Source organism: Paenibacillus hunanensis, from assembly GCF_034055775.1.
GTDB lineage: Bacteria > Bacillota > Bacilli > Paenibacillales > Paenibacillaceae > Saccharibacillus > Saccharibacillus hunanensis.
In genome coordinates this window covers 3,389,037-3,414,655 of record NZ_CP139194.1, presented here as the reverse complement: position 1 = coordinate 3,414,655, position 25,619 = coordinate 3,389,037, and the positions used below count along the sequence as shown (strand labels likewise).

Sequence of the window (25,619 nt, the reverse complement as noted above, 5' to 3'; positions counted from 1 at the left end):
CTAAAAGAAGAGTTTATGTTAAGAGCAATCAATAGCATGACTATTTATAATGTAATAAGTATAAATATACATTCGGAAAATAAATCTTCCTTCATAATGAGAAGTGATTTTGAAGGTGACAGATGTAATATTCATTGTACATAACCCTGAATACACGTTGGTGCAGAGCAAGAAATCGTTTTACGCTCATTTTATTGTAATCGTATTGCGCTCTAATAAACGATAGCTACTCTATACTCAGCTACAATATCCATTCCATGGAAGACGGAACCATACTAGCTTAATCTAGCGCAATCCTCTAATCCAGATCATTCAGGTGATGACATGAGTTCGATTCCTTGAAAGCAAATCTCTTTCATTCATATAAAACGTATAAATATCCATTTTAAAAAATTGAATCTTATCCTATCGAAAATACCCACATCATTTACTGCGCTAAAGCTTGAAAAATCAAGTATTAACGTGCATTTCAGAGCATTTTAAAGAAAAACTGTGACTAAACATGTGCCATAACGGAATTTGTCGATTTTTATTGATTAACTGCGAATAGTTATGTATAATCAACGTTGGCGTTTTTGATTGGCAGGTGAGCACTGAGACCTGTCCATTAGCATGTTCAGGCATAACCTGACAGATTAGAGCAAAACGAAACGGACTTTAAGGAGGTCAATATTTTGGGAAAAGCGTTAATTATCGGCGCCGGCGGCGTGGCTAGTGTGGTTGTACACAAATGCGTTCAGAACCCTGATGTATTCGAGGAAATCTGCATCGCAAGCCGTACAGTTGAAAAATGTGAAGCTTTGAAAAATAAATTGGACGGAGGGAAGACCAAGATTAGTACCGCGCAGCTCGATGCCGACAATACGGACGAGATCATCGCTCTGATCGAGAGCTTCCGTCCTGACGTTGTAATCAACGTTGCGCTTCCGTACCAGGATCTGACCATTATGGACGCATGTCTTGCGACCAAGACTCACTACCTGGATACAGCAAACTACGAACCGCCTGAAACGGCAAAATTCGAGTACAGCTGGCAGTGGGCTTATAAACAGAAATTTGAAGAAGCTGGCATCATGGCTCTGCTTGGATGCGGCTTTGACCCAGGCGTAACCGGTGTATTCTCCGCTTATGCTGTAAAGCACTATTTTGACGAAATCCACACAATCGATATCGTGGATGCGAATGCGGGTGACCACGGGTATCCGTTTGCAACAAACTTTAACCCTGAGATCAACATTCGTGAAATCACAGCGAACGGTCGTTATTACGAAAACGGCGAGTGGATCGAAACAGCTCCACTGTCCGAGAAAAAAGTATACGATCTGCCTGAAATCGGACCTAAAGATATCTACCTGCTGTACCATGAAGAGCTGGAGTCCCTGGCGAAAAACATCCCGGGTATCAAAAAGATCCGTTTCTGGATGACATTCTCGCAAAACTATCTGACTCACCTGAAAGTACTGGAAAATGTAGGTATGACTTCGATCGAGCCAATCGAATTTGAAGGCCAACAAATTATTCCACTGCAATTCCTGAAAGCGATCCTGCCTGATCCAGCTTCCCTCGGTCCAAGAACGAAGGGTAAAACAAACATTGGTATTATCGCTCAAGGTACAAAAAATGGCGAAGAGAAAACATACTATGTGTACAACGTATGTGACCACCAGGAATGCTACCGTGAGGTTGGTTCCCAGGCGATCTCTTACACTACAGGCGTACCTGCGATGATCGGCGCAATGCTGATGATCAAAGGCGAGTGGATGAAAGCCGGCGTGTACAACGTAGAGGAAATGAACCCGGATCCATTCATGGAGCAACTGAACAAACAAGGTCTGCCTTGGCAAGAAGATTTCTCGCCAACGCTGCTTGACTAAGGGTAAGGGAGAAGGAAATGACCGATAACCTGAAACCGATTGATTACAGCACTGTTCCCTCTCCAAGTTATGTTGTTGACGAGCGTCTGCTCGTGAAAAATCTGGAGATTTTAGATTCCGTACAACAGCGTACAGGCGCGCACATCCTGCTGGCTCAAAAGGGCTTCTCGATGCATGCACTGTACCCGTTGATCGGGCAATATTTAAAAGGTGTAACGTCCAGCTCTCTGTTCGAGGCACGCCTTGGCTATGAGAAAATGGGTAAGGAAACGCATGTGTATGCACCGGCTTATGTCGATGCAGAATTCGATGAGATGATGAAGTATAGCGATCACATCGTTTTCAACTCGTTCTCCCAGTGGCACCGTTTCAAAGACCGCGTACAAAGCGCGGACAAAAAGATCAGCTGCGGTATCCGCATCAATCCGGAGTATTCTGAGATTGAAGTACCGCTGTATGATCCTTGCTACAACTATTCCCGCATGGGTACAACGCTGGATAACTTCGATGAAAGCGATCTGGAAGGCATCGATGGTCTGCATTTCCATACGATGTGTGAGCAAAACTCCGATACACTGGAGCGTACACTCAAGGTTGTAGAAGAGAAATTCGGTAAGTACATGCACGGAATGAAATGGGTAAACTTTGGTGGAGGACACCATATTACCCGTGCAGATTATGATCTCGATACACTGTGCCGCTGCATTACGCATATCAAAGAAACGTACAATGTTGAAGTGTACCTGGAGCCGGGCGAAGCGATTGCGCTGAATGCGGGTTACCTCGTCGCTACCGTTCTGGATACGATGAAAAATGGAATGGACATTGCGATTCTCGATACATCGGCAGAGTGCCATATGCCGGATGTACTGGCGATGCCATATCGTCCGCATATTATCGGTTCCGGCAAACCGGGCGAGCATCCACACACGTATCGTCTGGGCGGACTGACCTGTCTGGCTGGCGATGTAATTGGTGATTACTCGTTCCCTGAGCCCCTGCAACCTGGCGATCGTCTCGTATTTACCGATATGGCGATCTACAGCATGGTGAAAAACCATATGTTCAACGGTGTGAACCTGCCTTCCATCGTAAGCTACAATGATGAAGAAGGCGCTCGTGTTATCCGTAAATTCGAATTTGAAGATTTCAGCGGACGCCTGTCGTAAGCTGTGCTTTTGAATGCAGAATAGCGAGTGCATCTGTTTTGCAAGACCAGTCTTTAGGGACAATTTCTTTGCTTAACAGGCGAGGTTACTTGATGATGAAGCACTATTGAAGCAATACAATACAGTATACGAAAATACAATCTGCAAACCTCTCGATGCGATTCATGCATCGGGAGGTTTTTGTTTTCTATCCATTTAGTTTTATGCAGATGGGATAAATGTAGTCATGATTGCTCATGAAACAGATGTACATACTAACAGTCATATGAGCGTCAGACAATAATATGTAATCTTTTAAATATTATTCGGAACAGTTGCAACAATTATAAAATGAGTCGTGTATATGAGATAGAAAGCAACACAGCAACACTCCAGCGCATAAGACAGCAACGTACAACAGCGGAGAAACAGCTAACAGAGCAACATACGAAATAAAAAGTACGCATAACAACGTACAAAACAGAGGAGATAATCAAAATGAAAAATCCAATCAATCAGCAACAGACAACGAAAACAAACAAAAAAACACGCCGTTATGGATTCAAAGCGATCGCATTAACAGCAGGTTGCCTATCATTACTGGCAGCAGGTAGCAGTATGATTTATGCAGCGCCTCAGCTAAGTGCACACATTGTAAGTCAACGCGTTATGAGCCAACCGATACCTGTTCAAGTAATTAGCGCAAGTAGTGAAGGAGCGTCAGCAGTGAATGAATCTAAAGTAGTAAATCAAACGATCACAGTTAACGCAAATCAGGATTTTACGATCAAGCTTCAAGAAAATGCATCGACCGGCTATACATGGAGCTATAAAGCAGATCCGCACATTCATTTTGTAAAGTCAACCGAAACATCTTCAGTACCAGCCAGCGTCGACAAACAGAATATCCCGATCGTAGGTGCACCTAATGACAAAACATTGACATTCAAAGCGACCAAACCAGGCACATACCAATTGACGTTCAAGTATGAACGCGCATGGGAAAAAGACGCAACGTCAGCGGAAACGGTCGTCTATACCGTTCATGTAAAGTAATCCGTATTTTTCATCCTTAACCTGTGCAAGAAACGACCAAATCAAGCACATGCCGTACGTGAACAATGAACGAATGAAATATAAAATAATTAAATCTGTATGCCACATTGCAACAATAGCTAAGTGGCTGGTGTATATAGGGTAGAAGCAAGAGAGCAACATGATCAACTTACAATGCAGTCAAATCAAACCCAATCAAACAACCTGTAACAGCAGGTTGACAAGGAGTGTATTCAAATGAAAAAAATGACAAATAACCAACCTGCACAAAAAACAACACATCGTCAAGTATGGAAAGTGCTCGCCATTACAGCAGGTTGCCTCGGATTGCTTGGAACTAGTGTAGGAGCGAATGTTATCCATGCAGCACCAGTAACAATAACAAAAATTGCTACAGAACAGCAAAAAACTGCGACATCCAAAGTAGCCAACAAAACGATCGAAGTCGCAGCAGGTGAAACATTTACGATCAATCGCGAACAACTCGGATCAAACGGTTATTCCTGGACGTACACTACCGATAAAGGCATCACATTAGTGTCCAAGTCTGAAAAAGCGCCTAAAGGAAATCAAGCAATGACCACACCAACGATCAAAACATGGAAGTTCAAAGCCGACAAGGCAGGTACGTATAAAGTAACATTCCATTATGGCCCAGCGTGGAAAAAAGAGGCCAAGCCAGCTGAAACCGTCATCTATACGATCAAAGTGAGCGATAAAAAAGCAGCAGATCAATCGAATGTGATCAACAAAAAGATCGAGGCAGTAGCAGGCAAAACATTCGATATTAAGCTGGAGCAAAACGACTCGACCGGCTATGCGTGGAGCTATAAAGCCGATGAACAACTGAAATTTGTGAAAGAAGCTGAACAGGATACAGCTTCCAAAAGCAAAGACAGTGATCCGATTGTAGGCGCACCAACTAACAAAACATGGACATTCCAGGCGAGCAAGCCGGGCACCTACAAACTGACATTCAAGTATGAACGTGCATGGGAACAGGGTGCAAAACCAGCGAAGACGGTAGTGTATACTGTACATGTCAAATAAAAACGGTGGCCTAAAGCGAGCATGATGTAAGTTATAGCTTTAAGCTGATGCCAATACCGGGCAAAAAGCATTCCGAACCCTATTTCGGAATGTTTTTTGCCTGTCTGTAGTGGCGTACATGTGCAATCGATCTTTAAGAGATATAATAGGCACTTTTACTGGCATAACTGTCTAACAGAGAGCGCTAGTTTCAGCCACAAACTCCAACAATTGCGCAACAATCATTCCGTTGTCGTTGTGTACTAGATACAGTACCCGAATCCGAAACGATAACGACAGTATCCGTATAATCACGTATAATGAAAGGGAGTCAGATAAAGACAAACAACAAGCCGTTTATACAGACTAACGTTAGCAACGCGCTGTTCGATGACTGATCATCCCATTTCAAAAGTGAAACCCATTCTTAATTTGTCGTGTAGGAGGTCATTTTTTGTTTGAGACAGGTACTTCTATATATAATCCTTTTCAAGCGCTGAAAGGTAGAGTAAAGCAGACTATTGCAAGCCTGACTTCGATCTGGAAAACGATGGTCGATAAAGAGCAGCATGAAACGTATAGCGAAGCTGCTCGTAACAACGTAACGGTTCTGGAGTCATCCGGTGCAAGGCGTGAGGAAATGAATCTCCAGGCTGAAAGAGTGCTGGAGCAATACGGGAATTCCATTTTGCGTCTAGCCTATTCATATTTGCACAATATGATGGAAGCGGAAGATATGGTGCAGGATACGATTATTCGGTATATGCAATCTGCGCCGGAATTTAATAGTCCGAGCCATGAGAAGGCATGGATACTACGAGTTGCGATTAATTTATGTAAAAATAAAATTCGGTATAATCGGGTTCGTCAAACAAGCGAGCTCGATGAGGGACTGATTGCGGACGAAGAGCAACAGCTTCAATTTGTATGGGAGGCGGTCAAGCGATTGCCCGACATGTATAGTGAGGTAATGCACCTATTTTATCAGGAGGGTTACCCGACTGCTGCGATCGCAGAGATTATCGGTAAAAAGGAAACGACTGTGCGTTCATTGCTCCATCGTGCACGGGAAAAGCTAAAGCAGGTACTGAAGGAGGAGTATGACTTTGACGAGTGAGCCGCGCAAGCGCAACAAATACAACGAGATTATGGAGCGGGTTCAAGTGACTCCAGAAATGCATGAGCGCATTATGGGACGAATTCGTACGATGGATATTCCGCAGCAAGCTCCACCTGCGAAACCAACGCTATGGACACGCTATCGCAAATATATGGTTACCGCAGCAAGTTTAATTGTTGTATTAGCAGGCGTGCTGGCAGCACAGCACGGATTTGCCCCAGGTACAAGTACAAGTCAACAGCAATCGGTCACAGGTACGAACGCACCGGAAACTAGAAAGCAACAAGCGCCTGAATCTGCTACCGCGCCGCAGTCGTCAGATATGGTATCGCCTTATAGTAGCACTGTACCAAATGAGCGTTCAATGGCAATTACAGGTACGATGAGCTATAGCTCGCTGGCAGAGCTGACCAAAGCGGTCGGTTATGACGTGAAGCAGGTGAAGGAACTACCATTCCAATCGACGCAAACGCAGTATTCTGTAATTGATAAGCTGGCAGAAATTCGCTATATAGGCAGTAGCAACGATCTAACCTTCCGCATGCAGCCAGGCAGTGGCGATATTAGTGGAGATAATGGAGAGTATAGCAATATCCGTACAGTAATCGAGAATGGTGCTTCGATAACGATGAAAGGCTATGACAAGGGCTTTAATCTGGCAATATGGGAGCAGAATGGGTATACGTACTCGATCATGCTACAGCAGCCGATTAATAGTGAACATCTGATTGAAGCAGTACGTTCCGTAAAATAAAAGTTTTTTGCACCCGAAGCCCAGTAACCCGAATTGATTAGCAGTGCCGATCAATGAATAGCGTATCGATTGAGAGCTAATATCGATTGTGGAGTCTCTCGGATTCATCAGTATGACTTTATAAAGTGTCCCTTATAAGATGGGAGAATACTCTGAACAGTGTTAGAGTGTTCTGTGAGCCCTTCCTATAAGGGACTTTTTGCTGTCTGGATCGTTAAGCCAATACTGCCTAAGCTAGCTAGTGATAAATTTTATGCATTTCTGTGCTGATTTTCAGGCATTTTTCATGTTTGCCCTTTATAATAGCGGCAATAGATCGACAGAGACGAGAGAATATAAACGATCTGCCCCGATTTTTCCATCTCACATCATGGATATACGGTTCCTTGCACAGCTGGCAAACATTACACTACGCAAAGGGGTTTTTGCATGCAAACCTGGTTTCAGAAAATGCTATATGGGCTGCTTATCTTTTTTACAGCTCTCTTTATCGTGTCCTGCTTTTTTATACGAGCAGAGTATATTTATGCGGTGTATGCGGATAATCCGCTATTGGAGCAGCAGCAATGGCTGATTTTCCTGCCACTTATTCTTATTCTGGTAGCATTAGCCTTTGTGCTGTATCGGCTGTGCTTGAAGCTGGAGGCTTATCGACCGCGAACGATCATTCCGCTTGTGCTGCTGGGTTCGTTTATGATTCAGCTGGCGATTATTTTTATTTTCCCGCGTCAGCCAACGGATGACTCGCAGACGGTGCTGGGATTAGCAATGAGTATGCTGTATAACGGGGATTATTCTACTTTCCAGGCGGGCGGATACCTGCATATGTTCCCGTTTAACTACTCGATTGTGCTCTATCTGGAAGCATTACTGGCTATTTTCCCGGATAATTATATTGTGATTAAGTTATTCAATATTTTATTTATGCTGCTGACGACCTGCATGATCTATCTGATCTATAAGCAGCTGAATCCGCAGCGTCCGAGTCGAGATTATGGTGTGCTGGTATTTGCGGCGACATTCATTCCAGCGCTATTTATGAATAATCTGATCTATAACGATGTGGTAGGAACATCGCTATTAATTAGTGGATTTTACTTTGCGCTACGATTTATGCGAGAGCAGCGGATCAGGCATATCGTGTATGCTGCAATTTTACTGGCATTAGGGAATTATTTGCGCGGAATCGGTGTTATTTTCCTGATTGCGATTGTGATTACGCTGTTGCTGCGCTTGCGTAGCATTGGATGGAAAAAGCTACTGCTCAGCTTCGTGATTCTTGGCGCACTGTTTAATGTGCCGTCGTGGACGCAAAATGCCTGGCTTCAGGCAAGTGGCAAAGTGTCTGGCTCCGTGACAGCTAACTCCGCTCCGGTCTATATGTGGCTGAATATGGGCATTAACCTGCAACGCTTTGGCTTCTGGGATAATATGGAGAGCTATATAATCTATCAGCGCGAAGCGGATTATAAGAAGGCAGAGAGTGCGGAGCTATACAAGCAATCGATTGAACAGAAGCTGTCCGAGGCTACGCCGCAGCAACTCGTCGAAATGTATTATAAAAAGCTGATCTGGACATGGACGGAGGGCACTTATCAACTGGAGCGCTATGGAATCGGTACAGATGGCACAGCGCAGGACGGGCTTCGTATGCGTGGCATTATGGGAAGCTATAGCTATACCAATCCGATTACCGAGCTGTTTGCTGGCAATTCACCTTATCGACTGGGTGTATTATGGATTGCCTATACGGTTAGCTTCCTGATGTATGTGTTTATGCTGATTCGCTTGATTACCAGCTTCCGTGCGAAGCGTTATGAAGAAGTATCGTTAGTGCTCGTCATTCTAGGTTTTATCGGCTTCTATCTGTTATGGGAAATCAAGTCGCGTTACGTATTCCCGGTGTATCCGCTTCTTATTGTGTTGTCGTATATGGGCTTCCGCGATGTATACGAATGGCTGCTGCATCGCAAGGGCTGGTCATTTCTTGCTATAAAGCAGTCGACAAAGAGAGGTGAACAGTAATGTCTATTCATAAAAAGGTTCTATTTTCAATACATTTAAATGAATGCGTGACCTCGACTGAGCAGAAAAGCAGGCATAGCGGTAAAGATATTCAGCCTGCGCCTTCAGTTATCCATATAGCGCATCATCGCCGACGCGTACTGACCACGATGGCCGTTCTACTGGGTAGTGTACTGCTGCTAAGTGCGTGTAACCCGATCACTTCACAAAATATTAAGCTCAGTAGCGCAGCAGCTACAGGCACGGGTGCTGGTATGATGAGACCGATGAACGGCATGCGTGATGCAGGGATGCGCGAGCTAGCCAATCCAGATCTGATTGCGCGGGTGGTAGCGGTGGATGGGAATAAGGTTAAGGTAGAGCTGATGGAGTCCAGCACCAGCAAAACAGATGCTGCAACACGAAATACAGACAAGAGCACCACAGATAAAACTACAACGGATAAAATCACAACAGATAAAGCGGCAACAGACAAAACAGCAACGAATCAGGGCACAGCAGGCTTGCCAGATGCTGCTGGAATTGAAAAAGGAACAGGAACGAGTGCAAACGGATCGGATTATACCGCAACAGGCGAGCGGAAGACGATTACACTGTCTGACGAAGTTCAGATTAGCGAAATGTCGACACTAATGGAGCGCTCAGGTCGTGGCGGCGGTATGGATCGAAATGCTGGCGGTACAGGCGGTAGTAATTGGATGGGCGCGGGTTCTCGCTCCGATACACCAACTACAGGTGCTGGACAGCAGGGCAATACGACAGATCCAGCAGGTAATGGAGCTGGTGGGATGAACGGTAATGGTAACCCGGCTATGCCAGGCGATCCGACGGGTGCTGGCAGTACGCCAGGCGATCGTTCAGCATCTGATCCTACAACACGTGAGCGTGGTATAGGCGGCGATACTGCAACAAGTCAGGCAGAGCTCAAAGCAGGCGATATCGTAATGATCTGGTATGAGGAAGGCGAAGCCATCGCCAAGCGTATTGTGATCTTGCCAATGCAATGAGTGGAAGAATGAAATGCAGTATAGTGCAATTCTATTCCATGATACACACGGAAACACCGCTTGGAATAAAGATAAACACGTAGAAGCATAGAAGATTGAATGAGCAGTCAGAAAAAGAGAAGGACGCACCCAGGGGTGTGTCTTTTCTTTTTGTATTGGATCATTTAGTTTGATAGTTGCCAATTAGCCTATAGACTAAAACCCAACCCAACCCAACCCAACCCAACCCAACCCAAAAATATCCTTTCTACCAATATAGGATCTGACATATCCTAATTCATTGCAAACCGTATGTAAAAATACATCATATTATTGATCGCACATAACGCTTTAACACTAAAAACGAACATCATGATGGCAGGTTGTTCATATCAAGAAGACAGTTTTAGTAAAGCGCTTTAATTATCTTTGTCACAATTTGTTCAAAAAGTACGTGTGGAATGGACAAGTTCCTTTCGGAACATACTATTTTAAGCTAAAGATACATTTTCTTTGTAAAGGATGTGGCAATCAAGAACAAAATATAATCCATCGTTCTACATGAATCAGTCTCTTTTACGCTAAGTCACATAAAAATAAAGAATCATTTTGAATTCATGGGTATAAAATGACCTAATACCTAAACTATAGCGGCTTATAAAAAGAATAAGGGTTGTCCACTCCATAAAAACAGTGTATGACCTGCTTGTACATCCGTCTCCAGTGGAGTGTGCCGCATACTATTGAAATTACATAATGTTTACATTACACTGGCACAGTGTCGTTCTGCATTACATTAACGCGTTTTATTGTCAGAACGAAAGTTGTTCGTATAAAGGGGAGCTTTTTTATGGAGCAAAAGCAATTAAACAGGGGATTAAAATCACGACATATTGAACTGATTGCACTGGGCGGAACGATAGGTGTCGGTCTGTTCATGGGCTCGTCAAGCACGATTCAGTGGGCAGGGCCATCTGTATTGCTAGCTTACTTGCTGGCAGGGATTATTATGCTTTTTGTCATGCGTATTATGGGGGAAATGCTGATCGTACAGCCGGTTACAGGCTCCTTTGCTACATTCGCTCATCGGTATATCGGGCCGCTGGCTGGTTTTGTGACAGCATGGAGCTACTGGTTTCTATGGGTTACAGTTGGTATGGCAGAAGTCACTGCGATCGGGATTTATGTGAACTACTGGTTCCCGGATATTCCGCAATGGTTGCCTGCTCTGGCAGGGGTAGCGATCATTGCAGCCGCCAATCTGGCAGCGGTAAAGTTCTATGGTGAATTTGAATTCTGGTTTGCGATGATCAAAATTGTCGCGATCGTATTCATGCTCATATTGGGTACAGCGATGATCTTCTTCGGTCTCGGCAATGGAGGCGTACCGATCGGATTATCGAATCTGTACAGTCATGGCGGATTTTTTGCTGGAGGATTAAAAGGCTTCCTGTTTGCACTCTGTATCGTCACCGCCGCCTATCAGGGCATCGAGATGATCGGAATTACAGCCGGTGAAGCCGAAAATCCAAAGCAAACCTTGCGTCGCTCCATTAAAAATATTATCTGGCGTATTCTGATCTTCTACGCGGGTGCCATCTTCGTGATCGTAACGATCTACCCATGGAACGAGGTCGGACAAAATGGTAGCCCATTCGTCCTGACCTTTGCCAAAGTCGGCATCGTAGCCGCCGCAGGCATTATCAACTTTGTCGTGCTGACTGCGGCGATGTCAGGCTGCAACAGTGGTATCTATAGCGCTGGACGTATGCTGTACACACTCGCAGAGAACGGACAGGCACCGAAGTTTTTTGCCAAAGTATCCGCAGATAGTGGGGTACCACGCAACAGTATTATTACGACTATCGCGCTACTGCTGATCGGCGTCCTGTTCAACTATCTGTTCCCGGATTCCAAGCTGTTCCTGTACATCTACAGCGCCAGCATTTTGCCAGGTATGATACCATGGTTCGCTCTAGCAATCAGCCAATTCAGATTCCGTCGTCAAAATCGCGAAGAGCTCAAGGGACATACCTTCAAATCCCTATTCTTCCCGGTCAGCAACTACATCGTTATCATCTATCTGATCTGCGTTCTTTTCGGTATGTGCTTCAATCCCGATACACGCGTCCCACTTATCGTCGGCGCAGTATTTATCGGAATTGTGATTATTGGTTACTTTAGCTTCCGTATCGGTAAAGGTGACAAACGAAATGAGTTAATAGAGGTACAGAAAGTAAGCGATCAGAGAAGATGATGGTCAAATGTTTATTTGATATTTTTAAAGTAACTGCTTAAAAAAGTTGCTTAAAAAACTGACTAAAAAAGTTAATTTAAAAAAGCCACTCCTATTAAAATGTGTTAACTGCATATGCTGCAATCCGCACAGAGCGATGGCAAGGAAATAAGGGAAAAGGCCGCCTTTGGAGCCCAGGAATCTACATTCTTTCCCAATTCGGAGATTCCTGGGCTCCACCCAAGGCCGTTCCCTTATTCCTTGCCTGAGCGCTTGGTGCCCCCACTACCATACTCGCTTTTCACATGTTAAATAATCCACTCTGCTATCATTCAAATCCCATTTTTGTTAAGCTAAAAGAAGGCAGTCCACTACAAGAATTGGCACCTTCGCTCATCGCTATATCATGATCCACAGGAGCCTCCAATTCATTTTAGGAACACCGCTTAATTTACCGATTCGGGAGCAATGCACATGAACAATTACAAATTAACGATTCAGTACGATGGCAACCGCTATAAAGGCTGGCAACGTCTGGGTGATAGTGACAGTACCCTTCAAGGCAAAATTGAAAAAGCGATCTCAGTGCTGACCGGTGAGCAGATCGAGATTATCGGCTCCAGTCGCACGGATGCAGGCGTACATGCGCTACAGCAGGTAGCGAATTTCAAAACCGTTCAAGAGCTAACAACCGAGCGCATAATGAGCTTTTTGAATCATTATTTGCCGCCAGATATTAGTGTGATCCAGGTAGAGCAGGTCGATGAGCGTTTTCACGCGCGTTTCCATGCGACCGAGAAGACGTATTTGTATAAAATTTGGAATCGTGAATACAGCCAGCCTTTTCTGCGCAAATACAGTATGCATGTAGTAAAGCCGCTGGATATTGAGAAAATGAAGCAGGCAGCAGCGCATTTTATCGGGGAGCATGACTTTACTGCTTATGCTAATGCCAAATCGAAGAAAAAGGATTCGGTTCGTACCATTCATCAGCTGGAATTGAGTGAACAGGATGGGATGATCGAGCTGCGTGTGACAGGAAACGGCTTCTTATACAATATGGTTCGTAAAATGGTCGGTACACTGATTGCGGTTGGATTAGGCGAAAAGCAGCCGAACGATGTCCCCAGCTTTATTCAATCCAAAGATCGATCGCAAACGGGCGGTATGGCGGATGCGGAAGGTCTATATTTGGAACAAATTCGTTTTAAGAACGAGTAAACTGAATGAAATGGATCACATAAAAACGGCTCCGATAACGGAAAAGAAGGCTCCAGTAACGGAGCCTTTAGCCCTTAGCTTTTAGAAGTGTTCAAATTTTTACCGATTGCTGTGAAGAAGCATATATTCGGTGTAGCGTTTATATACATCATATCAGTGTGATCTAACTTCCTCTATACATAAGGAGCGATACCGTATGGATACAAGAACAGTACTGAGCCAGCTGCCTTCTATTGAGCAATGTCAGCACTATTTTCGAGCAGCAGCTATGCTGGATGCGATCATTATGCCAGAATGGGAATATCGGTATTACTCCTACAATGCACACTGGGACAGTGGAGAAGAGATGGCGTCGATGCGAGACGGCGAGGGTGATCATTATTTTGCACTGTTTACAGGTAGCGGCTTGATGATCAAAGCGTTTGAAGGTGGCATCACCCATCCGACTATGCAGCAGGGGATGCAGAGCGTCTCGGAGCAGGTTCCAGAGACGATGCAAGCTTTTCTGAGCGAGCCCGCGTTTATTGGAGAGCAGGTAACCTGTCTACTCTGGCATGAACATCAGGAAACTGGCTGGCGTGCTATAGGTGCAGAAGCAGAGGCAGGCAGTGAATGGTTTCGTTTATTGCTGGAGGTTGCTGCTTATTATCATGCATGGGCGGAGGAATATTATGAGGTCGAGCTGGATCGTACGGTGATTGAACGGATTTTCCAGCAGGAACCATTAACGCGTGAACTGGTTGAGCAATTGAATAATGAGCTGGAATGGGATGATCTACAGGAGGATATAGCAGAAATTGCTTATCCACTCGTTTGAATGATGATCCAATCCTGGAATATTCCATCCACGACAAATAAAGACAAGCTGCGTCTTGAGGACGTGGCTTGTCTTTTATGTTATTCATTTCATTTTTATGATTATGGGGTTCTCAACAATAGGCACAGTACCTATTAAAAAGGCACAATGTCGATTAAAAATCCAGACTATCGATAATACGGCTGAAATACACGATCCCCTTTTCGTAGATGTCTTTTCGTCCATAAGCATCTAAGAAATGCTCATGATAGCGATCCGTCTCCAGATTAAATTGCAACGACCATAATCCCCAAGCGAGATCATGATGGCGATCACCAATGCCGCCATCTCCGTTGTCAATAAATCCGCACAACTCAAAATCATTCATGATGACATTAGGCAGGCAATAATCTCCATGGATGATAACATCATCTACAGGTGTATAGTCGCCGGATGTTTGCAGCTCAGCCTGCATTGCTGGAGAAGCTTCCAGCAGAATTTCGGCACTGCGATGAGCATAAGGACATCCATCGACAGGAATAGTATGCAGTCTGCGTAGATGGTGACCCAGTGCGGCTGCCAGCCGCTCGGGCTGCTGCATAAAGGTATCGGCTACGCCATCCTCACCAGCTACGGCAGTTGTGAGCAGATAATCCTGCTGTTGCTCTGTTGTATATAAGAGTGAAGCGTGTGCAAGCTCATGCTGATGGAGAAATGCATTCATCCGATACTCTCGCTCCAGTGTATGCGCAGCAGCGATTTTTAGAAATAGTCGTTCCGAGCCATCGATCAATAGCGTCTTTGCCTGTGGTGATGAGCTGCTATCATAGATGGTTGCTCCATTGATGTAGGGCAATAATGACGCGGGTAGTGTAGAGAGGTCGTAGTTCATTCTAGTTTGCTTCATAGTCAAGGCTCCTGTGCAATATGTAATAGGGTAGTGCTGAGATTAGGTAGCTTATTCGGTTGAATCTAGTATTGTCTGCTTGAGTATAGTCTATCGACAGCATAATAGATTTTAGCGGTTGCAGCAACCACCAGGCCTAATCAGCAATTGCTTTAGCGCTTGCTTGCACCGTGTAAGCAGCCTGCTACAATAATCGTTGCATTCCATATGCTAGGCGATTCATAAGGAATAAAACCGTTTAATAACACTCAAATCACTTAACAACCAGAGGCATAATGCCTGAAAGGGAGCGAGAGGTTATGAACGAAAATCGTAATGTCGATGTCGATAAACGAGAAGTACGTGTAGAGCGCAAATCGGATTCCGGGATGGTCGCTTCGACATTTATCAAATATGCAGCTTATATTATCATTTTGGCAATCGTACTGTGGTTTGTAATCAAGTATCTGCTGCCAATGTTCTAATGAATATCCTGTAGCCTATAGGATGCAAATGAATAAAAGAAGCCCGATCGATAGCAACGGTTAGAGATTGGGCTTTTTGGCGTGTAATTTTGTGGAGATTTTTAGCTACTATATAGAGGGATTTATCACTGTATCAAGCTATATCAATGGGAATGCAATCGGATTCATTTTAAAATATAAAAGCAATCGAAGTATGGGGATCACGATTTCCTGATCATGATATGCCCATTCTTCGTGGAGTGAACAATAGAGCAGGCTCGTTTGAACTGTACAAAACCCGGTTACATAAAAAGAGTTGGGATTGATGCAAGAAAAGAACAGCATGTACACATCCATCTATATGAGGAGGATATTCATCATGGCAGATCAATACACAATGCAAGATCCGACAAAGCAATTTACAAAGGCAGGGCCAGAATTTAAACAGCAGCAACCCGAACCGGGCTTGCAGACTAAAATGACACCTGTACCGGATTGCGGCGAAGAGTCCTATCGTGGCACAGGCAGACTCCAAGGTCGCAAAGCGATTGTAACGGGTGCAGATAGCGGAATCGGTCGCGCGGCAGCGATTGCTTATGCACGCGAAGGCGCAGATGTGGTGCTGGCGTATCTTCCGGAGGAGGAAGACGATGCACGTGAAGTTGTGAAGCTGATCGAAGCAGAAGGCCGCAAGGCTGTCGCTGTACCAGGCGATCTGAAGGATGAGCAATATTGCATTGAGCTGGTGGAGACAGCGGTTCGTGAGCTGGGCGGTATTGATATTCTGGCTAACGTTGCTGGTAAGCAGCAGTATGTGGAGGATATCGCCGATCTGACGACAGAGCAATTTGACCATACATTTAAAACGAATGTATATGGACTATTCTGGGTGTGCAAAGCTGCGATCCCACATATGAAGCCGGGCAGCAGCATTGTGAATACCTCGTCCATTCAGGCATATAGCCCATCTGAAATTTTGCTGGACTATGCGACAACGAAGTCTGCGATTAACACATTCAGTAAAGCGCTGGCTCAACAGGTAGCACCAAAAGGTATCCGCGTTAACGTGGTTGCACCGGGTCCAATCTGGACACCACTGCAAATCGTTGGCGGACAGCCTGCGGATGTATTGCCGGAGTTTGGCGAACAGACACCACTTGGTCGTCCAGGTCAGCCTGTTGAAATGGCTTCCGCGTATGTCTACCTGGCAAGTCAGGAATCGAGCTATGTGAGTGGCGAGACGCTGAATGCCAATGGTGGTATGCCAACACCGTAACGATTATAGTCATTAGCGATTCTATGCGTCGTTGCTTGTGTTGATGCTTATGATCACAGATAAATGAGCGAGGATCATCTGAATCCATCGCACTACGACAAAATAGGATGCTGAGTGCTTGTATACAAGACGATTCTATCGTCGCTTGATAAGCCCGGATAGGTAGCAGCAGTAGCTGCGCCTATCCGGGCTTATTTGATGTATCTTTATTCTAATGAGTACATTAATGGATTGGTATAAAACAGAGATGATCTTCCCGTTCGTGGTTTATCGCTCTTTGCCTAAGCTCCTACGAATCTTGCTCATATGCCGCAATTAGCTGATGGGCGGCTTCAACCACCTGCTTTTTTAGCTCAGGAGGATGTACAATCCGTGCTTCTGATCCCCAGCCGAGTAATAGCTGACATGCATATTGGGAAGTGGCTAGATCAAGCTTCAATTCCCACCAATCCTGTTCATAAGGCTCCAGCTGCAAAATGTGAATAAAGCGTTCCTGCTTTATACGAGATAACAGGTTAGATGACACACGCAGTATAGCTTCATAATGAGGTAAAGTATGGCGAAATTGCCGCGTGGATTGCTCCCAGTATGCAGCTAGATCAAAATCTGCTGGTGGGGTGAAGGGTTCATGTAGCTGAATAGCAGCTTCAATACGTGAGACGCGGTAGGTGCGTAGCTCGGCTTGCTGATGCTGCTCATGCTCGCTGGAATCGACTCTTCCCACGAGATACCACACCGAGCGTTTGGCAACAAGACCAAGTGGACAAAGCGTGCGTTCAACAGATTGCTTTCCTTCATCGCGTGTATATACAATACATAGCTTTTGTTCTGCAAATAACGCTTCCTGAATAAGCTCAAGCTGGGAAGCATTTTGTTCCTGTGGATGCCAGCTTGCACCGTCAATATGGATTTTGCTACGAATCGATTGAATAGTCGGATGAATCGTTGCAGGAGAGGCGGCAAGTATCTTTTGCTGCGCATCTTGAAAAGAATTATTCATACCCAGATCACTTAATAGCTGCGAATGAGTAGATAGGAGTAGTGTCACCAGCTCACTGGCTTTGAGTCCAGTGAGCCGAGTGCGGTAACCTTCGCTTAGTCTCCATCCACCACGATTGCCGCGCTCAGCGTAAACAGGAATACCCGAAGCACTGAGCGCATCCATATCTCGCAAAATAGTACGCTCTGATACTTCAAGTCGCTGCGATAGCTCCACTGTCGTCAGCTTTCCTTCATTTTGCAATAGTAAAGTAAGTCGAATAAGGCGATCTGCGCGCATTGTGTATGCTCCTTTATTATAATCATCTAATATGACAAAAGATGGCGTATTAGTAGCGCTATACTTCATTATAATCGTTGATACGTGATACGTGATACGTGATACGTGATACGTGATACGATAAATGATTAAATTATGTAGGAGGAATGCGTCATGCATGCATCAGAAGACAACAAGCAATCATCCACAGACATAGTATCCAAAGCAACACAGCCATCTATAATCTCAGATCCTTCAGTTGCACTATCCTTAGCAGCTAACAGCAAACCATTAGCTGGAAAAGTAGCTCTTGTCGCTGGAGCTACGCGTGGTGCAGGGAGGGGTATTGCTGCAATGCTAGGTGAAGCAGGGGCTACGGTATACTGTACCGGACGGACAACCTCAGCGCAGCGTTCCGACCTGAATCGACCTGAAACGATTGAACAAACAGCGGCATTCGTAGAGTATTACGGTGGCAAAGGTATTGCTGTTCAGGTGGATCATACAGACGAACAGCAGGTGAAGCGTTTGTTCCAGCAGATTATAGCCGAGCAGGATGGACAGCTTGATATCGTTGTGAATGATATATGGGGTGGAGAGAAGCTGACTGAATGGGGCGTACCGTTCTGGCAGCATTCGTTGCCGAATGGATTACTCATGCAGGATCGCGTATACCGCACCCATCTTATTACGAGTCATTATGCTGCACCACTTCTTGTAGCACGTGGTACAGGTCTAATTATCGAAGTGACAGACGGTACAGACTATCGCTATCGCGGTAACCTGTACTACAGTCTCGCCAAAATCGCGCCAATTCATATGGCAACAGCAATGGCAGAAGAGCTCAAGGTACATGGTGTTGCCGCTATTGCTGTCACTCCAGGCTTTCTGCGCTCAGAGGAAATGCTGGAATATTATCGAGTGAATGAATCGAACTGGCAGGATGCTATTCACGGCGATCGTCCACATGCCGAGCATTTTCGTGAGTCAGAGACTCCGTTTTTTGTGGGACGTGCTATTGCAGCACTTGCATCCGATTGTGATTATATGGCAAAATCTGGTCAAGCGTTATCCAGCTGGGAGTTGTCTGATGAATACGATATTGTCGATATTGATGGACGCCGTCCGCATTGGGGGCGCTATGCTGCTGCTCATGGGCTAGGATGAAAAAGTTACGAATATCAAGCAATAAGGTAGCCCTGTGCCATAGAATGATGATCAGATTCATCGGGATGAAAGTACTCATCGTTCTTAATCATTGCTCTGAACGAAGCTCCAGCATACGATACAGAGGACAGGGCTACCAGCATAAGTAATGAGCCGTACCCATAACCAATAACTATTTATTGTAAGGGAGAATGCTAGATCATGAAGGAGCTATACATTATTCGTCATTGTCAGGCTACAGGACAGGAGCCCGATGCACCATTAACAGAGCTAGGGCACCAGCAAGCACAGCGACTTGCCACGCAGCTATCGATCATTCCGCTCGATACAATCGTGTCCAGTCCGTATCTGCGAGCGATGGATACCATCGCGCCGCTAGCACAGCAATTCAATTTACCTGTACATAAGGATGAACGTTTAATTGAACGTGTATTATGCGATACGAATGAACCGAATTGGCGTGATATGCTGCGACAAACGTATGATGATATGGAGCTTTGCTATCAGGGAGGCGAATCGAGTCGGCAGGCAACAGCGCGCGCCATGGCAGTTATACATGAGCTACAGGCAGGCGATGCTCAATATGCTGTTCTCGTTTCACATGGGAATCTGATCTCATTGCTGCTACGTGCCTATGATGAACGGATCGGCTTTACAGAATGGGAGCAACTAACGAATCCGGATGTGTATCGATTGATATTGGATGAAACAGGAGCGACGATGAAGCGAGTACCCGTTTGATTTCAATAGTCTGCTATGTTAAAGTAGTGTCGTTACGAATAATAATCAAATAGCACATCATATATGAGGAGGCTCTTTTATGAATACTGCACCTTTGTTCCAACCTTTTCACAGTGATAAGCTGAAGCTTGATAATCGGGTCGTGATGGCACCGATGACACGTGGGTTCTCTCCAGGTAATGTTCCGGGCGACGATGTGGCAGAGTATTATCGCCGCCGTGCTGCTGGTGGGGTAGGGCTGATCGTAACTGAGGGTACGGGAATTGATCATCCGGCATCGATTAGTGGGGCAAGCATTCCTGTCTTTCATGGTGAGGAAGCGCTTGCTGGCTGGAAAAAGGTTGTCGATGCGGTTCATGCCGAGGGCGGTAAAATTGCACCTCAGCTATGGCATGTAGGTATGGCGCGTAAAGTTGGAGATGAGCCGAATGTACAAGCTCAGCCGGTAGGTCCTTCCGGTCTAAACCTGAAAGGTGAAAAGGTTGGTGAGCCATTAACCGAGAGCGAGATTGCGGATCTGATTCAAGCGTATGCACAGGCAGCTTCTGATGCGAAAAAGCTTGGCTTTGATGCGATCGAGCTGCATGGTGCGCATGGTTACCTTATTGACCAATTCCTATGGAAAGGAACGAATCAGCGTACCGATCGCTACGGCGGTGATCTGACAGGTCGTGCTACCTTTGCTGTGGAGGTTGTTCGCGCTTGTCGTGCAGCCGTAGGGGAAGACTATCCGATTATTTTCCGCTATTCTCAATGGAAAATGTACGACTATACGGCACGTCTTGCGCAGACACCGGAGGAGCTGGAGCAATTGCTAGGTCTGCTCGTGGATGCAGGTGTGGATATTTTCCATGCGTCTACTCGTCGTTTCTGGGAACCGGAATTTGAAGGCTCCGAGCTGAATCTGGCAGGCTGGACACAGAAGCTGACCGGCAAGCCAACGATCTCCGTCGGTTCAGTTGGATTGCAGGCTGAATTCACACCTGGCGCCAGTCAGGTGGAGGAGACGGATCCAACAGCGCATCTGGATGAGCTGATTCATAAGCTGGAGCACAATGAGTTCGATCTGATTGCTATTGGTCGTGCACTGCTGAGCGATCCAGAATGGCCGAACAAAATTCGTGATCAGCGTAGTAACGATATCCAGATGTTCAGTCGTGAGGCATTAGAGACGCTCGTATAAATCGTATAAGCAGCGCTCATCCATAGTAAGGCTTGATGTTGGAAACAGGATACGTTCACAAAATGTTGATTTTACGACAATTATGATATCAACTAAGCGTACAGTGTACTTTTAAGCGCACAGCGTACTTTAAATCGAATCATAATTGAACAGCCAGCGTGCAGAATGAGGAGACTACCTATTCCGCACGCTGGCTTATTTTACATAAAATAGGGCTAGCGCTTACGACTCCGTTGACAGTATAACCTTATAATCGAGATGGGTCTGCTGTTCGGCATACAGATGGAGGAAAGCATGAGCTATGAACGAACAGCATCACATTACGGAAAAGGTGGGTTTCTATTGAATACTACATCTGGACAAGCCTGGAGCGGACAGCAGAAGAAGATTTTCGTATTGGGTGGAGATGGTTTTTGTGGCTGGCCAACGAGTCTGCATCTGTCCCGTCTCGGTCATCATGTGACCATTATCGATAATTTGTCCCGCCGTAATATTGATATTGAACTGGAAGCAGAGTCGCTAACACCGATACAGCCAATCGGTATCCGTTTGGATGTATGGGAGCAGCGGAGTGGACAACGAATCCATTTTGAACGACTTGATCTGGCGTTGGAATATGAACGTCTTTTGCAGCTGATCGTCAAGGAAAAGCCCGATGCAATCATCCACTTTGCCGAGCAACGTTCTGCACCTTATTCGATGAAGTCCTCCCGTCACAAGCGTTATACCGTAAACAATAATCTGAATGCGACCCATAATGTATTATGCGCTATCGCTGAGTCTGGACTGGATATTCATCTATTGCATCTCGGTACGATGGGAGTGTACGGCTATGGAACGTCTGGTATGAAAATTCCTGAAGGTTATCTCGATATTGAGGTGCTGACCGAGCAGGGAGAACGTGTACAGCAGCAGATTCTCTATCCAACCAATCCAGGCTCGATTTATCATATGACCAAATCACAGGATCAGCTGCTATTTCACTACTATAATAAAAATGACGGACTGCGTATCACCGATCTACATCAGGGGATCGTCTGGGGTACGAATACGCATGAAACGATGCTGGATGAGCGGCTGATCAATCGGTTTGATTATGATGGTGATTATGGAACTGTGCTGAATCGCTTCCTCATGCAGGCAGCGGTGGGGCATCCGATTGTAGTACACGGCACAGGCGGACAAACCCGTGCCTTCATTCACATTCAGGATACGGTTCGTTGTGTACAGCTTGCACTGGAGCATCCTCCCGTCTATGGGGATCGCGTAATGATCTTCAACCAGATGACCGAAACCCACCGTATTCGCGACCTGGCAGCACTTGTCAGCCATCTGACCGGCGCGGAAATCGCTTATGTATCCAACCCTCGTAAGGAAGCAGAGGAAAATGATCTGCACGTACGAAACGAATTATTCCTATCGCATGGACTGCAACCGATTAAGCTAAATGAAGGCTTATTACAGGAAGTTACCCGTATTGCCAAAGGCTATGCCCACCGTGCCGATTGGAGCAAAATTCCAGCCCGTAGCACGTGGACACGTAACCAGCAGCCTGGCATTCCGACACCGGCTACAGTAGCTACACCAGACCTATCCACTTCATCCACCAAGCCAACTATCGATAAAGAAGAACAGCCCGTACATTAAGGCAGACAAAGAGGCATCCTTATTCGCGATTAGGCGAGTCAGGATGCCTTTTTATTGTTCGTCTTATGTATAGCCAGATTACATTTTTATCGAAATGGATGGATGCTCCTTACCGTCGCCTATTCTACCGACCATGCTATAATCAAATCATCGATCAATCCCTATTGAACTCAAGGAGACCCTTCAACAATGATGAACATCCCCATCGGCGATACAACAATCGCCTGTCATGTAGAATATTCGCGCCGCGGTAAAGTATCGATCCAGATGGAAAGTAATGGATTGCTCACTGTCAAAACGCCCAACGGTACAACCGAAGCAGACATTATCCGTCTCGTTCAGCGCCATAGTCAATGGATCGCCGAGCAGCAACAGCGTCTTGCTAATCGACGCGTATTGCCAGAAACAAGAGAGTACGATGATTATGGCACCTTTATGCTGCTAGGCAAGGAACAGCCGCTCCAGCAGCTAATCGATGTAACGGATGGGGATGAAGAGGAGCTACGCGCACGACTTAAACGATATTATTTTACAACATGCAAGCGTGTCATTCAGGAGCGTATCGTCCCGTATCAGCAACAGCTTCGTGTGAAGCCTGCTAGCATTGAGATTGTAGAATCGACGACACGCTGGGGAAGCTGTAGCTCTACGAAGAAGCTCACCTTCAATTATCGTCTGGCGATGGCACCTGTCGAGGTGATCGATTATGTCATTGTGCATGAGCTATGCCATCTGCTGCATATGAATCATGATCGCTCCTTCTGGCGTAAGGTGGGCAGCTTGATGCCTGATTACAAGGAGAAGGAGCAGTATTTAGCCCACTATGGGCGTTATATGACGCTATAATACGAATATTGAGCGGGACTGAGCAAGTACCCACCGCTGCTACGGCTGATTAGAGCGACCATCAATATGGTTAACTACGGGATGTAACCGAACGATCCTATACCTTGTGAACAGGAGGAAGACGGATGAAAAAAGTAATGAATCATGCAGAGGATATGGTACTGGAAATGGCGAAGGGCATGGTGCTTGCTCACCCTGATCTAGAGCTGATCCCTAAGTATAAGATTATCAAAAGCAAGCATATCGATCCGAATAAAGTAGCACTCATTAGTGGTGGCGGTAGTGGACATGAACCGGCACATGCAGGCTATATTGGTAAGGGTATGCTAGATGCTGCGGTGTGTGGAGATATTTTCGCCTCGCCATCTCAGATTCAGGTGTATCAGGCAATCAAGGCAACCGCTGGCGACAAGGGCGCTTTATTAATTATTAAAAATTACAGCGGCGACATGATGAACTTCAAAAATGCTGCCCATCTGGCAAGCGAGGATGGGATCGAGGTTGATTATGTGAAGGTCGATGATGATATTGCGGTAGAGGATAGCCTGTATACGGTCGGGCGCCGTGGTGTAGCTGGAACTGTGCTGGTACATAAAATTGCAGGAGCAGCCGCAGCCGAAGGACGTGATCTACAGGGAGTTAAGGCAGCCGCGGAAAAGGCTGCTGCACACGTACGTAGCATCGGCTTCGCGCTTACTTCCTGCACCGTGCCTGCCAAAGGAACCCCAACCTTTGCACTCGGTGAGCGTGAAATGGAATACGGTGTTGGCATTCATGGTGAGCCGGGGATGGAGCGCGTGGAGCTAACCTCGGCGGATGAGCTTGCTCATCGTATGATTGCCGATCTGCTGCGGGATATGAAGCTGAAAAGCAATAACGCCGAGGTGGCTGTACTGATCAACGGCTTTGGTGGCACACCACAGCAAGAGCTCTATCTGTTTCATCATGCGGTGAGTCGTGAGCTATCCGAGCAGGGTATCGCTGTAAACCGTAGCTTTGTCGGTAATTATATGACTAGCATTGATATGGCAGGATTATCGGTGACCCTGATGAAGCTGGATGATGAGCTGAAGGAGCTGCTATCTCGTGAGAGCGATACACCTGCATTTAAAGTTTCTGGTCCGATCGAGCCGATTCCATATCAAGCGATGACAGTGGACGAAGAGCAACAGGGCGATGTATCCTATACCGTAGAGACGGATGAAGCGGCAGCGACCGTGAATAACGAGACGATTACGCTAGATAATCTAGTCTATCTAGTGGATCGTATGAGCGAAGTCATTATTGAAAATGAAGTACCATTTTGCGAGCTGGATTCGCATGCAGGTGACGGTGACTTCGGTATGAGCGTTGCGAAGGGCTTCCGTCAGTTGAAGCGTGAGTGGAAGACGATTCTAGCACATGAGCCGCTCACGATGGGAAGCTTCCTGCACGATGTATCCCTGATTATTATGGAATCATGTGGTGGTGCGTCTGGGCCAATCTGGGGCTCGGCATTCCGAGCAGCAGGCAAAGAAGCAGGTGATCGTACCGAGGTGACGGTGGCTGAATTTGCTGAAATGCTGCAAGCGGCAGTCGCAGGAATTCAATCGACAGGCGAGCGTTCCTTTGGACGCGGTGCAGTAGTAGGCGATAAGACATTGATCGATGCGCTTGTTCCTTGTGCTGATAGCTGGACAGACAGTGCAGAGGCTGGAGACGATGTAGTGACTGCATTCCGTAAAGGAGCAGAGGTAGCCGTTCAGGGAGCGAAGAGCACAGCCGATATTGTGGCACGGATGGGCCGAGCAGGAGCAGTCGGTGAGCGGAGTCTTGGTTATCCAGATGCTGGTGCATACGCGCTGGGTGTTATTTTCACAGCGCTATCGGATAGCCTGCGTCAAGGAAGTTAATCTAAAGCGGAGTA

21 protein-coding genes are annotated in these 25,619 nt (G+C 45.9%); 19 read left to right on the top strand and 2 right to left on the bottom strand.

Annotated elements, in window-relative coordinates; genetic code table 11:
* Positions 1 to 674: 674 nt before the first annotated feature.
* The 11 genes from SK066_RS13735 (at position 675) to SK066_RS13685 (ending at position 14,266) form a co-directional block, all read left to right on the top strand.
* Positions 675 to 1,874: a saccharopine dehydrogenase family protein gene (locus tag SK066_RS13735; RefSeq protein WP_320541929.1), complete on the top strand. Its 1,200-nt coding sequence runs from the start codon at positions 675 to 677 to the stop codon at positions 1,872 to 1,874.
* Positions 1,875 to 1,891: 17 nt separating this feature from the next.
* On the top strand, positions 1,892 to 3,043 hold the full coding sequence (gene nspC / locus SK066_RS13730; protein WP_320541928.1) for a carboxynorspermidine decarboxylase: 1,152 nt from the start codon (positions 1,892 to 1,894) through the stop codon (positions 3,041 to 3,043).
* Positions 3,044 to 3,520: 477 nt separating this feature from the next.
* Positions 3,521 to 4,078, top strand: a complete 558-nt coding sequence (locus tag SK066_RS13725) for a protease inhibitor I42 family protein (protein ID WP_320541927.1) — start codon at positions 3,521 to 3,523, stop codon at positions 4,076 to 4,078.
* 237 nt (positions 4,079 to 4,315) lie between these two features.
* The gene (locus SK066_RS13720) at positions 4,316 to 5,128 is read left to right on the top strand and encodes a protease inhibitor I42 family protein (protein WP_320541926.1); all 813 of its coding nucleotides are present in this window, start codon (positions 4,316 to 4,318) and stop codon (positions 5,126 to 5,128) included.
* Positions 5,129 to 5,561: 433 nt separating this feature from the next.
* Positions 5,562 to 6,224 (top strand): RNA polymerase sigma factor, encoded by a 663-nt coding sequence (locus tag SK066_RS13715; protein WP_320541925.1) that lies wholly within the window; start codon positions 5,562 to 5,564, stop codon positions 6,222 to 6,224.
* Complete coding sequence (locus SK066_RS13710) at positions 6,208 to 6,981, top strand: hypothetical protein (RefSeq protein ID WP_320541924.1); 774 nt, start codon at positions 6,208 to 6,210, stop codon at positions 6,979 to 6,981. The genes SK066_RS13715 and SK066_RS13710 overlap by 17 nt, the downstream gene beginning before the upstream one ends.
* A 429-nt stretch (positions 6,982 to 7,410) precedes the next feature.
* Positions 7,411 to 9,006: an ArnT family glycosyltransferase gene (locus SK066_RS13705; protein WP_320541923.1), complete on the top strand. Its 1,596-nt coding sequence runs from the start codon at positions 7,411 to 7,413 to the stop codon at positions 9,004 to 9,006.
* Positions 9,006 to 10,013, top strand: coding sequence for a hypothetical protein (locus SK066_RS13700; RefSeq protein WP_320541922.1), 1,008 nt, complete (start codon positions 9,006 to 9,008; stop codon positions 10,011 to 10,013). The genes SK066_RS13705 and SK066_RS13700 overlap by 1 nt, the downstream gene beginning before the upstream one ends.
* Positions 10,014 to 10,842: 829 nt before the next feature.
* Positions 10,843 to 12,249: an amino acid permease gene (locus tag SK066_RS13695; protein WP_320541921.1), complete on the top strand. Its 1,407-nt coding sequence runs from the start codon at positions 10,843 to 10,845 to the stop codon at positions 12,247 to 12,249.
* 453 nt (positions 12,250 to 12,702) lie between these two features.
* A complete protein-coding gene (gene truA / locus SK066_RS13690; protein ID WP_320541920.1) occupies positions 12,703 to 13,449 on the top strand; it encodes a tRNA pseudouridine(38-40) synthase TruA in 747 nt (248 codons plus the stop codon).
* Positions 13,450 to 13,645: 196 nt separating this feature from the next.
* A complete protein-coding gene (locus SK066_RS13685) occupies positions 13,646 to 14,266 on the top strand; it encodes a hypothetical protein (protein ID WP_320541919.1) in 621 nt (206 codons plus the stop codon).
* 154 nt (positions 14,267 to 14,420) lie between these two features.
* Here SK066_RS13685 and SK066_RS13680 read toward each other — a convergent pair whose 3' ends face one another.
* The gene (locus SK066_RS13680; protein WP_320541918.1) at positions 14,421 to 15,152 is read right to left on the bottom strand and encodes an aminoglycoside 3'-phosphotransferase; all 732 of its coding nucleotides are present in this window, start codon (positions 15,150 to 15,152) and stop codon (positions 14,421 to 14,423) included.
* A 299-nt stretch (positions 15,153 to 15,451) separates the two neighbouring features.
* Here SK066_RS13680 and SK066_RS13675 point away from each other — a divergent pair, with 299 nt between their 5' ends.
* The gene (locus SK066_RS13675) at positions 15,452 to 15,616 is read left to right on the top strand and encodes a hypothetical protein (protein WP_188775005.1); all 165 of its coding nucleotides are present in this window, start codon (positions 15,452 to 15,454) and stop codon (positions 15,614 to 15,616) included.
* Between the two features lie 358 nt (positions 15,617 to 15,974).
* Positions 15,975 to 16,871: an SDR family oxidoreductase gene (locus SK066_RS13670; protein WP_188775004.1), complete on the top strand. Its 897-nt coding sequence runs from the start codon at positions 15,975 to 15,977 to the stop codon at positions 16,869 to 16,871.
* A gap of 289 nt (positions 16,872 to 17,160) precedes the next feature.
* Here the strand turns inward: SK066_RS13670 and SK066_RS13665 are convergent, their stop codons facing one another.
* A complete protein-coding gene (locus SK066_RS13665; protein WP_320541917.1) occupies positions 17,161 to 18,150 on the bottom strand; it encodes a helix-turn-helix transcriptional regulator in 990 nt (329 codons plus the stop codon).
* A gap of 153 nt (positions 18,151 to 18,303) precedes the next feature.
* On the opposite strand from SK066_RS13665, the gene SK066_RS13660 reads away from it, so the two are divergent.
* From SK066_RS13660 to dhaK, 6 genes are all read left to right on the top strand, one after another.
* Entirely contained in the window at positions 18,304 to 19,296 is a 993-nt protein-coding gene (locus tag SK066_RS13660) for an SDR family oxidoreductase (RefSeq protein WP_320541916.1), read from the top strand.
* Positions 19,297 to 19,497: 201 nt separating this feature from the next.
* On the top strand, positions 19,498 to 20,037 hold the full coding sequence (locus SK066_RS13655) for a histidine phosphatase family protein (RefSeq protein ID WP_320541915.1): 540 nt from the start codon (positions 19,498 to 19,500) through the stop codon (positions 20,035 to 20,037).
* A 79-nt stretch (positions 20,038 to 20,116) separates the two neighbouring features.
* Entirely contained in the window at positions 20,117 to 21,220 is a 1,104-nt protein-coding gene (locus SK066_RS13650) for an NADH:flavin oxidoreductase (protein WP_320541914.1), read from the top strand.
* A gap of 342 nt (positions 21,221 to 21,562) precedes the next feature.
* Positions 21,563 to 22,867 carry an NAD-dependent epimerase/dehydratase family protein gene (locus tag SK066_RS13645; RefSeq protein WP_320541913.1) on the top strand — a complete coding sequence of 435 codons (1,305 nt, stop codon included), beginning with the start codon at positions 21,563 to 21,565 and terminating at the stop codon, positions 22,865 to 22,867.
* A 189-nt stretch (positions 22,868 to 23,056) separates the two neighbouring features.
* Positions 23,057 to 23,713 (top strand): M48 family metallopeptidase, encoded by a 657-nt coding sequence (locus SK066_RS13640; RefSeq protein ID WP_320541912.1) that lies wholly within the window; start codon positions 23,057 to 23,059, stop codon positions 23,711 to 23,713.
* Positions 23,714 to 23,838: 125 nt separating this feature from the next.
* Entirely contained in the window at positions 23,839 to 25,605 is a 1,767-nt protein-coding gene (gene dhaK, locus SK066_RS13635; RefSeq protein WP_320541911.1) for a dihydroxyacetone kinase subunit DhaK, read from the top strand.
* Positions 25,606 to 25,619: the final 14 nt, after the last annotated feature.